A 12,534-nucleotide genomic window follows, 5' to 3' on the forward strand; every position below is an offset into this window, starting at 1 on the left:
TTTCCCGCCCAAAAAACGGGTCGATTCAAGGCTGGCGGTGCATATGGTTCGCATGAAAAAATCCACCCTCATCCTGGCCGGAAGCCTCTGCCTCGCGCCCGCTGCTGCGTTCGCCCATCCGCATATTTTCGTGGAGGCCCGGCTTGAGGTCGCGGCCAGTCCTGATGGCACGATCAAGGAACTGCGCAACGTCTGGCGATTCGACGAGGTCTTCTCCTCGTCCGTGCTGATGGACTTCGACAAGAACACCAATTTGAAGCTCGACCCCGATGAGTTGAAGGAAGTCGGCAAGACCGTCCGCGATTCGCTGGTCGACTACGATTACTACGTCAACATGTCGGTCAACGGGAAGGTCATCAAGGTGAACAAGCCCGATGTCATCAATGTCGACTATAAGGACGGCCAGCTTCTGATGTTCTTCGCGGTCAAGCCGGCGGAGACCATGTCGATGAAGGGCAACCGCCTTTCCTTCGGCATTTACGACCCGACCCTCTATACATCCATCGATTTCCCGACCGACGGCGATCTTGTGACGATAGGCGATGCCTTCAAGGGCTGCACGCAGAAGGTGGTGCGGCCTGACCCGGATCAGGTGATCGCCGAAAACAAGACATCGCTGACGGATGCCTTCTTCAACGACCCGACCGGGACGACCATGTCGAAGCTCTTTGCAACACGGATCGATCTTCAATGCTGAAACGTCGTCATGCGGCCTTGCTGCCATCAGCGATCGTTGCCCTGCTTGCGGCCTGCAGCCTTGCGCATGCCACGGGTTCGCCGTTGGGTATCGGCACGGCGGAACCCAGCTTCCAGCCTATCGGCGGCCCCCTCGCCCCGATCTTCCTCTACATCAATTACGAACAGCAGGCCTTCTACCGCGCCCTGACCCTTTCGATCGAGGGCATGCGCCGTGACCCCAGGGAACTCTGGACGCTGATCGGCCTCTCCTTCGCCTACGGCATCTTTCATGCCGCCGGCCCCGGCCACGGCAAGGCGGTCATCTCGTCCTACATGGTGGCAAACGAGATCGAGCTGAAGCGCGGCATCGTGATCTCGTTCATCTCTGCTTTCCTGCAGGGGCTGGTCGCCGTGCTGGTGGTCGCCGCAGCCTATTTCGTGCTGCGCGGCTCCGGCATCACCATGACGCAGGCGACCAACACGATGGAAATCACCAGTTTCGTCATGGTGATCCTCTTTGGTGGCTGGCTGCTCTATCGCAAGCTCCGCTCGATGATCCGTGAAGCACCGCGCCGCGAATCGGTGCAGTTCGCAACATCGGCAGGACCGGTGAGCCTATCGCTGTTCGACGGAGCGCCGGACACACGCCGCAGCAATCAGATGTTCCGCGCAAGCGCGACCGCCCAGTCCAGCACGCAATATGTCTGCGACGCGCCAGAGCATGGCGCGTCAGCGGACGAGATATGCGCCACCTGCGGCCGCATGCATCTTCCCGATCCGTCCCTGCTGAAGGGTGAGAATTTCAGCGTTCGCGAAGCATGGTCGGCGATCGTGACAGTCGGCCTGCGCCCCTGCTCCGGCGCGCTGCTCGTCATGACCTTCTCGATGCTGAACAGCCTGATGCTCGGCGGCATTCTTTCCGTCATCGCCATGTCCGTCGGCACGGCGCTGACCGTTTCGTTGCTGGCGATCTTTGCGGTTGCCACCAAGGGCACGGCGATGCGGCTTGCCGGACCCGGGTCGATGCTCGCCACTTGGGTCGGAAATGCGATCGAGATACTGGGCGCGCTGCTCGTTATCGCGACCGGCGTCCTTCTGCTCGGCGCGTCGCTCCAAACCTAGTCTTGAGACCGGATCCTGGCCGTTACCGGTGGCGCCGCTGATACTGGGCGCGCAGCCAGAACACCAGGAAGAAGGCAAGGATGATGCAGATGCCGGCTCCCGCCGCGAGCCAGGGCGAAATCTCGCCGAGAGACAGAACGATCGTCGGCATCAGGTAGAGCACGGCCCCGGCGACAAGCAGAATGATGGCGGCGGCTATCGCCGACGAACGGTTGCTGCTTCCGGTCAAGAGACGAAATCCTTCGCCAACTCGGCACGAATGTCTTCCAGGCGCAGCTTCTGCCGACCCTCGCCATCAAAATTGTCGGGCGAAAGCCAGGCTTCGAAGGCTGCATTCAGCAGCGGCCATTCACTGTCGATCATCGAGAACCACGCGGTATCGCGGTTGGCGCCGCGAGAAATCACATGCTGCCGGAACACGCCCTCGAAGGTGAAGCCGTAGCGCCGCGCCGTCGTCTTGCTCGGCTCGTTCTCGTTGTGGCATTTCCACTCGTAGCGCCGGTAGCCGAGATCTTCGAAGACGTGCTTGGCCATCAGGTGGTGCACTTCCGTCGAAAGCGGCGAGCGCTTCATCGCGGGTCCGTGCGCCACCGAGCCCACTTCGACGACGCCGTTCTTCGGATCCGGGCGCATGTAGCTCGCCATGCCGACGATCTTGCCGCTGGCATTGTCGCGGAAGACAAGCGTCACGAAACTGGAAGCGACCCTTGCCTTCTGCAGCCATTGATCCAGCTCTTCGGCAGTCGCATAGTCTTCATTGGGGAAATATTTGAGCAGCGAATTGATCTCGGCAGCACCACCCAGCGCCTCCCAGAGACCCGCAAGGTGCTTCTCGCTGTCGTAGGGCTCGATCGTGACGTAACGGCCCTTCAGCGTCACCGGCTGCGGAGCAGGGCATCCCTTGAAATTTGCTAGATCGCGCATCGCGTTCCCCCAATGTCTGGAGAATTGGATTAGGCCAGCCGCCCGGGAAAGGCAACCAGCCTCAACGTCACGATGACAATCAGGCTTTCGCCGTCGTCACTGTCGCATCGATATGATCGACCAGGGCATCGGCAAGGCCGAGACGTCCGGCGAGAAGATCGAGATAGCCGCGCTCCGCCCGCGTATCAGGCTCGATAGCCAGTCGGGAGGCGGTGTAGATCTCGACACGCTGCTCCTCCGTCGTTGCCGCCGCGACAATGGCATCGATATCGACCGGATTGGCGAGCTCCCGGCCGATGAAGGCCTCCGCCTCGGCCCCAAGTCCTGCCTGCCCGATCTTGCCGAGGATCTGCCGGCGCTCGGCTTCATCGATATGACCGTCTGCCCGCGCCGCAGCGATCATCGCGCGCACCAGCGTCAGGGCAAAATCATTGCTCGCAATGGCGGGCGTGGTGCTGAACCCGGAATCGGAGGGCGGGGGCAGGAGTTGCGGCTGCTTTTGCGTTTCCGGCTGCGATTGCGGTTCTTCGCCGGCTTTGTAATTCCTGTATGCCTGATAGCCGAGGCCGGCGATGGCTGCGAGCCCGCCCAGCGTCAATGCATTGGTCGCAATACTCCTGCCGGTCTTGGTGCCAAGGAGCACGCCGGCAATGGCGCTTGTGGCAAGCGGATTGTCCCGTGCCAGATTGACGGCCTCGGTGGCCTTGTCGCGCACGGTCCCCTGCATGCCGGGCACCTGGGCTCCGAGAAACTGGTCCAGAAGCTTGCGAGCATCGATCATTCGTCATCCTCCCATCGGTTGCGCTAAATCCGAAGTAGGAAGGCCAGCGGTTAAATTCAAACCCGCTTAAAAACAAAGGCGCCCACGAACGATGGGCGCCTTGCTGTTATTTCGAAACCTGTAAACCTCAGGCCTTGAGCGCAGCAGCCTCGGCGGCGAGCTTGGTGATGCCGGCCCAGTCGCCGGCCTCAACCAGCTCCTTCGGCGCCACCCAGGAGCCGCCGACGCAGATGATGTTCGGCAGCGACAGATAGTCGCGTGCATTCTTCAGCGAAATGCCGCCGGTCGGGCAGAACAGCGTGCCTGCCAGCGGCGAGGACAGAGCCTTGAGATAGGCAGCGCCGCCGGCCTGCTCGGCGGGGAAGAATTTCAACACCTTGTAGCCCTCTTCGCGCAGCGCCATGACTTCGCTGGCGGTCGCAGCGCCCGGAAGCAGCGGCACATGCGAATCGCGCGCGACGTCCAGCAGTTCCTGCGTCGTGCCGGGGCTGACGATGAACTTGGAGCCTGCCTCGACAGCCGCTTCCCACTGGGCTGCATTGAGGATCGTGCCGGCGCCGACTTCGGCACCTTCGACTTCGTCGGCAACGGCGCGCACGGCATCGAGCGCTCCAGCAGTGCGCAGCGTGATCTCGATGGCCTTCAGGCCGCCGGCCACCAGCGCGCGCGCCAGCGGCACCGCCGACTTGGCATCTTCCACGATGAGAACCGGAACGACCGGCTGCAATTTCAGAATGGAAAGAAGCTTTTCGGTTTTCTCGCCCATGGTTTGCTGGCTCCTGAAACGATTGAAATTCAGAGTTCGATAACCCCCTGACACGGTCTTGTCGAGACAAAAGCTGATGACAGCAGACATCGGGTAGGAAATGCCAAAAACTTCGGCTAGTGTTATCGTTACGGATGCGAGGCGGAGCATTTCCATGGCAAAAGAGATCGAGCGCAAATTTCTGGTTCGCGACGATCGATGGCGGAATTCTGTTTCCGAAGTCAAACACTTCCGGCAGGCCTACATCGCATCTATGGAGGACCGCAGTGTCAGGGTGCGGCTAGCCAACGAAGAGGTCGCGACCATCACCATCAAACTTGGCCGATCGCTGACGCGCGACGAGTTCGAGTACGACATCGCCGCTACTGACGCCAAGGAGTTGATGTGCGCCGCAATCGGCCTCGTCATTGAGAAAAAGCGTCATCTGGTACCCTACCAGGGTTTCACCTGGGAGGTCGACGTCTTCATGGGCGCGCATGAGGGCCTGATCATTGCCGAAGTGGAAATGAAATCCGAAGACGACAATCCCGAGCTTCCCGACTGGCTTGGCCAGGAGGTGACAGGTGAATATCGCTACTCGAACCAGGCGCTTGCCACGCAATACGGTCAAAACGACTATGAGCTTTAGAATTGAGCCGGGGGAAGCATTCACCCTCGCATTCCGGAACGCGGCGGCATCGCAGCTGCAGCATGCAATAACGACATTGGAAGAACGTCCGGACGGATCGCATGAAGCTGTCCATGCCTTCCGAAAGAACCTGAAGCGGGTGCGCTCGCTCTATCGTCTCGTCGCCCGGGCCGCTCCCGATTTCCGCAAGCGCGAGAATGAAAGGCTGCGCGATGCAGCCAAGGAGCTCTCCGCAATCCGCGATGCGACCGCCCTGATCGGAACAGCAAAATATCTCAGGGACAATGCCCGCGGCCCGGAAGAGGCGGAAGCGCTGGGCCGGATCGTCGCCGCATTGAAGACGCGCCGGGACTGGCTGGCCGAGGCGGAAAGCGGACTTGATCAGAAATTGCTGCATACGGCCGATATCCTGCGCGAGGCGATTGCAGCACTCGACGACGTTTCCTTCGACGACAGTCATCACAAGGTCGCCCGCATGCTTGCCAAGAGCTGGCGCAAGACGATGCGCCGGGCGCAGGCTGCCATCGGGGACTGCCACGGCGAGGCGTCCGCCGAGGCCTTTCACGAGTTGCGAAAGCGGACGCAGGACTATCGCCAGTACCAGGCCCTGCTGCACCATGCCTGGCCGAGCGCAATGAAGGCCAAGCGCACCGCTGGCAAGCAACTGGCCGATCTTCTCGGCCACGTCCACGACCTCGACGTCCTCTCTGGCTTGGTGGAAGCCGAACCGCAGCTCTTCTCCCGCAACGACGATCTTGCGCATCTGCTCGACGCCATCATTGCCCGCCAGCAGGAAACGCGCCGGCAGGCGCTGCTGCAGGCCGAGGCTGTCTTCGCGGACGATCCGGAGGCGGAATCCGAGCGCATCGAACTGCTCTGGGTGCTCGTCGGAAATTGATCTTCATGACCCCTTGACCTCAACTTATGTTGAGGTCCTAGCCTCTGCAATCGTGATGGACAACCACATTGCCGAGGACAAGATGACTGCAAACATTGCCCCGATGCCGCCTATATTGGGGGTTTACGAAACCCACCTCACCGTCTCCAGCCTGAAAACATCGATCAGTTTCTACCAGGAGGTCGTGGGCCTTGAACTGGCGGCGCGCTTCGAGGAGCGGCGCATCGCCTTCTTCTGGGTGGGAGGCAAGAAGACCGGCATGCTCGGCCTTTGGGAAACCGGAAGCGGGCCATTGCAGATGCGGCTCCACATCGCGTTGCACATGAGGAAGGACGACATTCTCCTTGCCCCGGCCCTCCTGAAAGCCCGCGGCGTCCAGCCTCTCGGTTTCCATGGCGAACCGGTGAGCGAGCCGATCATCATCGGCTGGGTGCCGGCGCTGTCGCTCTATTTCAAGGACCCGGACGGGCATTCGATCGAACTCATCTGCGTTCTCGACGACGAGCCGGATGCGGCGTTCGCAATGCAGCCCTGGTCGGCGTGGCGGGAGCGTTGACAGAGCACCGGTCAGCGGGTGTCTTTTCAGCACGGGCCTTTGAAGAGAGCAAGCGCCAAGTCTGCGACATGATCGTGGACAGACTTGCGATCGACGCCGGGAGAATCCGAAAAGAATTGCGGTTGTTCCTTGAGCCCCTTCTCCGTGGGCTCGGGAAGAAAGATATAGTGGCCGGCTCCGCTTATGGTTTCCAACTGAGCCCTGTCGATACGATCGCAAAGCCATTGCGAGCATTGTTTCACCGGCGCGATTTTATCCGATCCACCGGTTGCCACGAGGACCGGGCGATCTATTCGCCCGAGGCTTTCCTCATCGAAGCAGAGAACGGACCGGGCCGGCGCAAGCGGGAGAAAGGCCTTGAAGCGATCGTCCCGATAAGAATGCGACACACGCGCCCAGGACTCGCGAAATACCGTGCTGCTTTCGAGCAGACTGGGGATCTCGTCCGCAACTGTAGGAAATTCCAGTGGGCCACGATTGGAGCCACGAAATGGATTGGCAGGATCGAACTGCGAAAACTTCGCTATCGCACCGGCAAGCAGGAGCGTGGTATAGGCTCCTGCCGAAAAGCCGCCCGTAAATATCCGGTCCATATCCACCTGCACTTGCAGCGCCTGCAGCCAATCCTGTGAATCAAGCAGCACGCTCAAATCCCTCGCCCGCTCCCACAGGCAAAGAAAACCCTCCGCGCGATAGGGCTCCGCCCCGGTATGCCCATGGTGGTTGACCGCAAGAACGACAAACCCGTTACCGGCCAGGTGATGGGCGAGCCACGCAAGGTTGCTCGCCGAACCACCGCTTCCATGCGACAGAAGGACCAGCGGATAGGGTTGCTCGGTTCGGTCGATCGCAGCATCGCGGGCAACGCACGGATTTGAAAACCATCCCTCCCTGGCGGGCTCGTCTTTCGGCGGTTCGCCCACCGCCGGATACCAGGCCGCCCAGCCGAGCGGCCGCGGCCCGGTCCCATCCCAATTGGGGCGATCCCCGTCGAATGCTGTTCCTTTTCGAAAACCAATCACTGTCACGACTATTCCCTCGGCAATTGCGGCCGAGGCTAGCATGAGTCGGCCTGCGCAATGGAAGCCCTGTCGGAGAGGCCGCCACCGGGCAAATCGACAAATCCCGATTGCACGAAAGCCTGACAAGCTGTATTTCCGAGCCCATGACAGACATCTTCAGTTCACCGGCGTCCACGACGGGCCCTTTTCTCGTCGCAGCCCTTTATCATTTCGTGTCCGTGCCGCGCTTCGAAAGCCTGCGCGAGCCGCTGCAGGCGCTGTGCGACGAAAACGGCGTCAAGGGCACTTTGCTTCTGGCCCATGAGGGCATTAACGGCACCATCGCCGGTACGGATGCGGCCATCGGCACTCTCCTTTCCTTCCTGCGCGCCCAGCCGGAATTCGCCGGCCTTGAACACAAGGAAAGCCGGGCCTCGAAGATGCCCTTCGTGCGCATGAAGGTGAAGCTGAAGAAAGAGATCGTCACCATGGGCGTCGAGGACATCGACCCCAACAAGGTGGTCGGCACCTATGTCGCGGCCAAGGATTGGAATGCGCTGATTTCCGATCCCGATACGATCGTCATCGACACCCGCAACGATTACGAAACGGCAATCGGCGTCTTCAAGGGCGCGGTCGATCCGAAGACCAAGACATTCCGCGAATTTCCGGAATGGGTGAAGCAGAATCCCGGCCTGCACAACAAGCCGAAGATCGCCATGTACTGCACCGGTGGCATCCGCTGCGAAAAGGCGACGGCCTTCATGAAGGAGCAAGGTTTCGACGAGGTCTATCACCTCAAGGGCGGCATCCTGAAATATCTGGAAGAAGTGCCAGCGGAAGAAAGCCTCTGGGAGGGTGCCTGCTTCGTCTTCGACGAGCGCGTCTCCGTCGAGCACGGCCTGAAGGAAGGCAATCACAAGCTCTGCCACGCCTGCCGCAATCCGATCACGGCGGAAGAGATAACCTCGCCCTATTACGAGGAAGGCGTCTCCTGCAGCAATTGCTATCACGAGCGCTCCGACGAAGACCGCCACCGTTTCCGCGAACGCCAGAAGCAGGTGGCACTGGCAAAGAAGCGCGGCGAGCGGCATATCGGCAGCTGAGGCTGACGCAGTCCGCAGCTAACCGGCTCGCTCCTCGATTGCGCGGCGGAACCGCTCAAGGCTGGTCCTCAGCACGCCATCCTGCGCCGCCTCGTCCACCAATGCCGCTTGCGCCTCGTCGGTCTTGCCGGCAAGCGGCAGCCGCAGAAATGCTTCCTCGACAATATGCAGCGACATCGTGCTGAGGACGTCAGTCAGCAGCGCCAGCACCAGATCGCCGCGATGCGAGGCATGGGCGAACATAAGGGGCTTGAACGGCACCTCATCGCGCGACACCAGCCAGTCAAGCGCATTCTTGAAGCCGCCGGGAATGCCATGGGCATATTCGGGACAGGACGCGATCAATCCGTCCGCCGCCCGGATTTTCTCCGCCATCGCGATGACATCAGCAGGCGTCCGCTCTCCCTCATCGTCCGGATTGAAGATCGGTAGATCGCCGATTAGATCGCAGATCTCAATCGAAATGCTCTCGGGCGCATGATCGCGCAGCGCCTCCAAAAGCCGGCGGCTCGTCGAGACACGGCGCAGGCTGCCGCAGAGGGCATAGAGGGTGATTGGATAAGCCATATCTCGCTGTAGCCACAAACGCTGATTCTGGCGAGATGCGATCGCTTAACTGCCCAGCAGCTCAAGCTGCTCGCTTTCAGTGAGCATGGCGAATGTTGCGATGGAGACCTGTCCCTTCGATAGCGAAAGAACCGCCAGAACGCTCCTGACCAGCAACGGATCCGATGCGTCCGGGAATACGCGCAGCGAATGTTCTGCAAGCTTTTGATAGGCTTCAAAATATGTGTCTTTTAGCTCGGACGGCATCGCGGGAGCTGGGTCCGTTAGTCGTGCCTCCTCGATAGCGGCGACCAAGGCATAGGGTTCCCAATCGAAGATGCCATGCTTTGCGATGGAATCTACGATGTGCGGTACGACCGCGTAAGATCCGGTCGTTATGCTCCCCTGATGATAACATGCGTCGAAGAGTTCCGACCATTGGAGATCATTCGGGACCTTATCAAACCAGCTGGCTGGTTCAAAAACATTGCCATAGACATCCTGATAAAACATGTGAACTCCGGAATAGCCGCTCGGACGCGTCTCTCTCTCGACCTGGACCAGTTACATCAAAATCATGACGCCCACACTGGGACGCCATGATTTTAAACACACTTGCCAGAGGCGGTTCTCACCCCGCCCTGTGGTTCCCCTTCGGAAACTGGCTTGCCAGCTCGCGATACCATCTGCCGCTCTTCTTCACCGTGCGGACCTGCGTCTGGTAGTCCACATGGACGAGGCCGAAGCGCATGCGGTAGCCTTCTGCCCATTCGAAATTGTCCATCAGGCTCCAGGCGAAATAGCCGCGCAGGGGGAAACCGTCCTTGATCAGGTCGGAGACGATGCCGAGATGCTCGACGTAATAGTCGAGGCGCGGCTGATCATCGACCTCTCCTTTGACGACGCCCATATTGTAGGCAGCGCCATTCTCGGTGATGTAGCCTTCCGGCAGATCGTAGCGGCGATAGAGGTCTTCGACGAGCAGTTTGAGGCCCGGTGCATAGATCTCCCAGCCGATATCGGTCTTGACGTCGCTGGCCGGCGGCGCTTCCTTCGTCCAGGGGAAATCGCCGGATTTGGAGGCATCGTCATAGACGCGGTCCGGCTTGTAATAGTTGAGACCCCACCAATCGAGCTTCTGGTTGATGATCTTCAGGTCGCCCTCTTCGACGACGGGCATGCGGTCGCCCAGCGCTTCGAGGAATTCCTTCGGATACCCGCCCTTGAAGACCGGGTCGAAGAAGGCGCCGTTGTGGAACTGATGCGCCCGCTCGACCGCGGCCTTGTCGGCCTCGCTGTCCGAGCCTGCGATGATCGACGAAGCGTTGAGCACCAGCCCGACCGGAACCTTCGGCGCTTCCGCCCGGATCGCTTCGACGCCAAGGCCGTGCGCGAGATTGACGTGATGCATGGCATAAAGCGCGGCCTGCATATTGCGCTCGCCAGGCGCATGCAGACCCCAGAGATGGCCGAGCCAGACGATGCACCAGGGTTCGTTGAAGGTCGCAACGGAATCAAGCCGGTCGCCGAGCCGCGCCATGACGGTCTTGGCATAGCGCTGGTAGGCGTAGGCGGTCGAGCGCGCCGTCCAGCCGCCCTCGCCGGCGAGCATCAGCGGCAGATCCCAGTGATAGAGCGTCGCAAAGGTCTTGATGCCGCGCGCCTTGCATCCGTCGACCAGCCGGTCGTAAAAGTCGAGGCCCTTTTCGTTCACGGGGCCGGTGCCTTCAGGGATGATGCGCGGCCAAGCGATCGAGAAGCGATATGCTTCGACGCCCATCTCCTTGATCAGGTCGAGATCCTGTTCCAGCCGGTTATAGTGATCGCAGGCAACGTCGCCATTGTCACGGTTATGGACACGTCCGGGCATGTTGCAGAAGGCGTCCCAGATGGACGGCTTGCGGCCATCGGCCTTGGACGCGCCCTCGATCTGAAAGGCGGCAGTCGCCACACCGAATGTGAAATCGCCCGGAAAACGATCGGCAAAGCTCTTTGGATCAATCATCTCGAGTCCCATCCTTGTTTGCACCCTGAGGCCAGATTTTGGGCAATGGTGTAGTCAAGCCAACCGCGATTGTACAGCATGGAAACGGCAAAACTGTAACGTTGCAGTAGATAGTTGTTTTTATATGAGGATTACGGCGGACAACCGATCGCGGCCTTCGACTTTGCCGGGGCGAAGGCTATAGTGCACCATCCGGATTCACGAAAGTTTGGTTCATGAAACGCGTTCCCACCGCCAACTGGTCAGAGAGTTTTCACTACAGCTTCCGCGACTGCCTCTATCCCTCCTCGCTGGAGGCCGTTTGCGAGACTGTGTCGCAAGCATCCAGGATAAAGGTCCTGGGATCGCGGCATTCCTTCAACGGCATCGTCGACGGCGACGTGGCGCTGTCGCTGGCAGAAGTCCCGATCGATCCTGTCATCGAAGCGGATGGCAAGCACGTCACCGTCGGCGCGCATTCCACCTATGGCGAACTCGCCCTCTTCCTGCATGAGCATGGTCTCGCGATCCACAATCTCGCATCCCTGCCCCATATCTCGATCGCCGGCGCGATCGCCACAGCCACGCATGGTTCCGGTATCAGCAACGGCAATCTCGCCACCGCAATCTCAGCCATCGAATTCGTGACCGGCGATGGCAGTATCGTGAAAGCGAAGCGCGGCGATCCGGATTTCTCCGGCATGGTGGTGCATCTCGGCGCACTCGGCGTCGTCACCCGCGTGACGCTGGATGTCCAGCCGGAATTCCAGGTCGCGCAAACGGTTTACGAAGGTCTTGCCTGGGACAGCCTGCTGGCCAATCTCGACGGGATCATGGGTGCGGCCTATAGCGTCAGCGTCTTCACGCAATGGGCCGAAAAGGCCGGCGCCATCTGGTTGAAGAGCACCGCACCGTCGGACGATCTGCCCGCAATGCTTCATGGCGCTCACCGCTCGACCGAGAAGCGTCACCCGATCATCGGGCTTGACCCGCGCAACGCCACCGATCAGCTGGGCGAATACGGCCGCTGGTCGGACCGGCTTCCGCATTTCAAGATGGGCTTCACACCCAGCAACGGCGAAGAGATACAGTCCGAATTCCACGTTCCGAGAGAGAAAGGAGCAGCGGCAATCGAGGCTCTGCTGTCGATCCGGGACAAATTTGCCCATCTGGTACAGGTCGTAGAATTCCGCACCACCGCCGCCGATGAACTATGGCTCAGCCCGCAATACCAACGCGACACCCTATCGATCCATTTTACCTGGGTCAAAGATCAGGAGGCGGTAAACGTCGCTGTCGGCCATCTCGAACAGGCGCTGTCGCCTTTCGATGCCCTGCCGCACTGGGGAAAGGTCTTCACGCTCGGCAACATCGGCGCGCGCTACGAAAAGCTCGCCGATTTCGCGCGGCTGCGTGACCGCATGGATCCGCAGCGCAAATTCTCCAACCCGTGGCTGGAGAAGGTCGTCTTCGGGGCGTCCTAGTGCCGGCTTCGTATGAACTGCCGACAAAGGCTGATGGGTGGGGTCGAACTGCAACCTCTC

At 60.4% G+C, this 12,534-nt stretch carries 15 protein-coding genes; 7 read left to right on the top strand and 8 right to left on the bottom strand.

What is annotated here, in order from left to right; translation table 11 throughout:
• Positions 1–52 precede the first annotated feature (52 nt).
• Both DTW90_RS05450 and DTW90_RS05455 read left to right on the top strand, forming a co-directional pair.
• Positions 53–697, top strand: coding sequence for a DUF1007 family protein (locus DTW90_RS05450; protein ID WP_132526659.1), 645 nt, complete (start codon positions 53–55; stop codon positions 695–697).
• Positions 691–1,800 (top strand): nickel/cobalt transporter, encoded by a 1,110-nt coding sequence (locus DTW90_RS05455; RefSeq protein WP_132526657.1) that lies wholly within the window; start codon positions 691–693, stop codon positions 1,798–1,800. The genes DTW90_RS05450 and DTW90_RS05455 overlap by 7 nt, the downstream gene beginning before the upstream one ends.
• A gap of 22 nt (positions 1,801–1,822) precedes the next feature.
• Here DTW90_RS05455 and DTW90_RS05460 read toward each other — a convergent pair whose 3' ends face one another.
• From DTW90_RS05460 to DTW90_RS05475, 4 genes are all read right to left on the bottom strand, one after another.
• A complete protein-coding gene (locus DTW90_RS05460) occupies positions 1,823–2,029 on the bottom strand; it encodes a hypothetical protein (protein ID WP_132526655.1) in 207 nt (68 codons plus the stop codon).
• Positions 2,026–2,724 (bottom strand): GNAT family protein, encoded by a 699-nt coding sequence (locus DTW90_RS05465; protein WP_132526653.1) that lies wholly within the window; start codon positions 2,722–2,724, stop codon positions 2,026–2,028. Before DTW90_RS05465 ends, DTW90_RS05460 begins: the two co-directional genes overlap by 4 nt.
• 79 nt (positions 2,725–2,803) lie before the next feature.
• Positions 2,804–3,505, bottom strand: coding sequence for a tellurite resistance TerB family protein (locus DTW90_RS05470; RefSeq protein WP_132526651.1), 702 nt, complete (start codon positions 3,503–3,505; stop codon positions 2,804–2,806).
• A gap of 127 nt (positions 3,506–3,632) precedes the next feature.
• Positions 3,633–4,271: a 2-dehydro-3-deoxy-phosphogluconate aldolase gene (locus DTW90_RS05475; protein WP_132526649.1), complete on the bottom strand. Its 639-nt coding sequence runs from the start codon at positions 4,269–4,271 to the stop codon at positions 3,633–3,635.
• 154 nt (positions 4,272–4,425) lie between these two features.
• Between DTW90_RS05475 and DTW90_RS05480 the strand changes: the two genes are divergently transcribed.
• The 3 genes from DTW90_RS05480 to DTW90_RS05490 all read left to right on the top strand — a co-directional run bounded on the left by DTW90_RS05480 (position 4,426) and on the right by DTW90_RS05490 (position 6,353).
• Entirely contained in the window at positions 4,426–4,899 is a 474-nt protein-coding gene (locus tag DTW90_RS05480) for a CYTH domain-containing protein (RefSeq protein ID WP_149336853.1), read from the top strand.
• The gene (locus DTW90_RS05485; protein ID WP_132526645.1) at positions 4,889–5,797 is read left to right on the top strand and encodes a CHAD domain-containing protein; all 909 of its coding nucleotides are present in this window, start codon (positions 4,889–4,891) and stop codon (positions 5,795–5,797) included. The genes DTW90_RS05480 and DTW90_RS05485 overlap by 11 nt, the downstream gene beginning before the upstream one ends.
• Positions 5,798–5,879: 82 nt before the next feature.
• Positions 5,880–6,353 (top strand): VOC family protein, encoded by a 474-nt coding sequence (locus DTW90_RS05490; RefSeq protein ID WP_149336855.1) that lies wholly within the window; start codon positions 5,880–5,882, stop codon positions 6,351–6,353.
• Between the two features lie 26 nt (positions 6,354–6,379).
• On the opposite strand, the gene DTW90_RS05495 is transcribed toward DTW90_RS05490, so the two are convergent.
• Complete coding sequence (locus DTW90_RS05495; RefSeq protein ID WP_246664889.1) at positions 6,380–7,381, bottom strand: alpha/beta hydrolase; 1,002 nt, start codon at positions 7,379–7,381, stop codon at positions 6,380–6,382.
• 137 nt (positions 7,382–7,518) lie between these two features.
• Between DTW90_RS05495 and DTW90_RS05500 the strand changes: the two genes are divergently transcribed.
• Positions 7,519–8,460 carry a rhodanese-related sulfurtransferase gene (locus DTW90_RS05500; protein WP_149336857.1) on the top strand — a complete coding sequence of 314 codons (942 nt, stop codon included), beginning with the start codon at positions 7,519–7,521 and terminating at the stop codon, positions 8,458–8,460.
• 18 nt (positions 8,461–8,478) lie between these two features.
• Here DTW90_RS05500 and DTW90_RS05505 read toward each other — a convergent pair whose 3' ends face one another.
• From DTW90_RS05505 to DTW90_RS05515, 3 genes are all read right to left on the bottom strand, one after another.
• Positions 8,479–9,027 (bottom strand): NADPH-dependent FMN reductase, encoded by a 549-nt coding sequence (locus DTW90_RS05505; protein WP_149336859.1) that lies wholly within the window; start codon positions 9,025–9,027, stop codon positions 8,479–8,481.
• Between the two features lie 45 nt (positions 9,028–9,072).
• On the bottom strand, positions 9,073–9,519 hold the full coding sequence (locus DTW90_RS05510) for a hypothetical protein (RefSeq protein WP_149336860.1): 447 nt from the start codon (positions 9,517–9,519) through the stop codon (positions 9,073–9,075).
• 118 nt (positions 9,520–9,637) lie between these two features.
• The gene (locus DTW90_RS05515; protein WP_149336862.1) at positions 9,638–11,011 is read right to left on the bottom strand and encodes a GH1 family beta-glucosidase; all 1,374 of its coding nucleotides are present in this window, start codon (positions 11,009–11,011) and stop codon (positions 9,638–9,640) included.
• Positions 11,012–11,226: 215 nt separating this feature from the next.
• Between DTW90_RS05515 and DTW90_RS05520 the strand changes: the two genes are divergently transcribed.
• Positions 11,227–12,474 carry a D-arabinono-1,4-lactone oxidase gene (locus DTW90_RS05520; protein ID WP_149336863.1) on the top strand — a complete coding sequence of 416 codons (1,248 nt, stop codon included), beginning with the start codon at positions 11,227–11,229 and terminating at the stop codon, positions 12,472–12,474.
• The last annotated feature ends 60 nt before the right edge of the window (positions 12,475–12,534 follow it).

Origin of the sequence: Neorhizobium sp. P12A, assembly GCF_008365395.1 — a bacterium.
Classification (GTDB): Bacteria; Pseudomonadota; Alphaproteobacteria; order Rhizobiales; family Rhizobiaceae; genus Rhizobium.

What these genes read in the sequence shown, in the direction of transcription:
- DTW90_RS05510 (WP_149336860.1), bottom strand. Translation starts at nt 9,519, where the DNA reads ATGTTTTATCAGGATGTCTATGGCAATGTTTTTGAACCAGCCAGCTGG.
- DTW90_RS05470 (WP_132526651.1), bottom strand. Translation starts at nt 3,505, where the DNA reads ATGATCGATGCTCGCAAGCTTCTGGACCAGTTTCTCGGAGCCCAGGTG.
- DTW90_RS05505 (WP_149336859.1), bottom strand. Translation starts at nt 9,027, where the DNA reads ATGGCTTATCCAATCACCCTCTATGCCCTCTGCGGCAGCCTGCGCCGT.
- DTW90_RS05475 (WP_132526649.1), bottom strand. Translation starts at nt 4,271, where the DNA reads ATGGGCGAGAAAACCGAAAAGCTTCTTTCCATTCTGAAATTGCAGCCG.
- DTW90_RS05455 (WP_132526657.1), top strand. Translation starts at nt 691, where the DNA reads ATGCTGAAACGTCGTCATGCGGCCTTGCTGCCATCAGCGATCGTTGCC.
- DTW90_RS05485 (WP_132526645.1), top strand. Translation starts at nt 4,889, where the DNA reads ATGAGCTTTAGAATTGAGCCGGGGGAAGCATTCACCCTCGCATTCCGG.
- DTW90_RS05500 (WP_149336857.1), top strand. Translation starts at nt 7,519, where the DNA reads ATGACAGACATCTTCAGTTCACCGGCGTCCACGACGGGCCCTTTTCTC.
- DTW90_RS05465 (WP_132526653.1), bottom strand. Translation starts at nt 2,724, where the DNA reads ATGCGCGATCTAGCAAATTTCAAGGGATGCCCTGCTCCGCAGCCGGTG.
- DTW90_RS05520 (WP_149336863.1), top strand. Translation starts at nt 11,227, where the DNA reads ATGAAACGCGTTCCCACCGCCAACTGGTCAGAGAGTTTTCACTACAGC.
- DTW90_RS05450 (WP_132526659.1), top strand. Translation starts at nt 53, where the DNA reads ATGAAAAAATCCACCCTCATCCTGGCCGGAAGCCTCTGCCTCGCGCCC.
- DTW90_RS05480 (WP_149336853.1), top strand. Translation starts at nt 4,426, where the DNA reads ATGGCAAAAGAGATCGAGCGCAAATTTCTGGTTCGCGACGATCGATGG.
- DTW90_RS05515 (WP_149336862.1), bottom strand. Translation starts at nt 11,011, where the DNA reads ATGATTGATCCAAAGAGCTTTGCCGATCGTTTTCCGGGCGATTTCACA.
- DTW90_RS05490 (WP_149336855.1), top strand. Translation starts at nt 5,880, where the DNA reads ATGACTGCAAACATTGCCCCGATGCCGCCTATATTGGGGGTTTACGAA.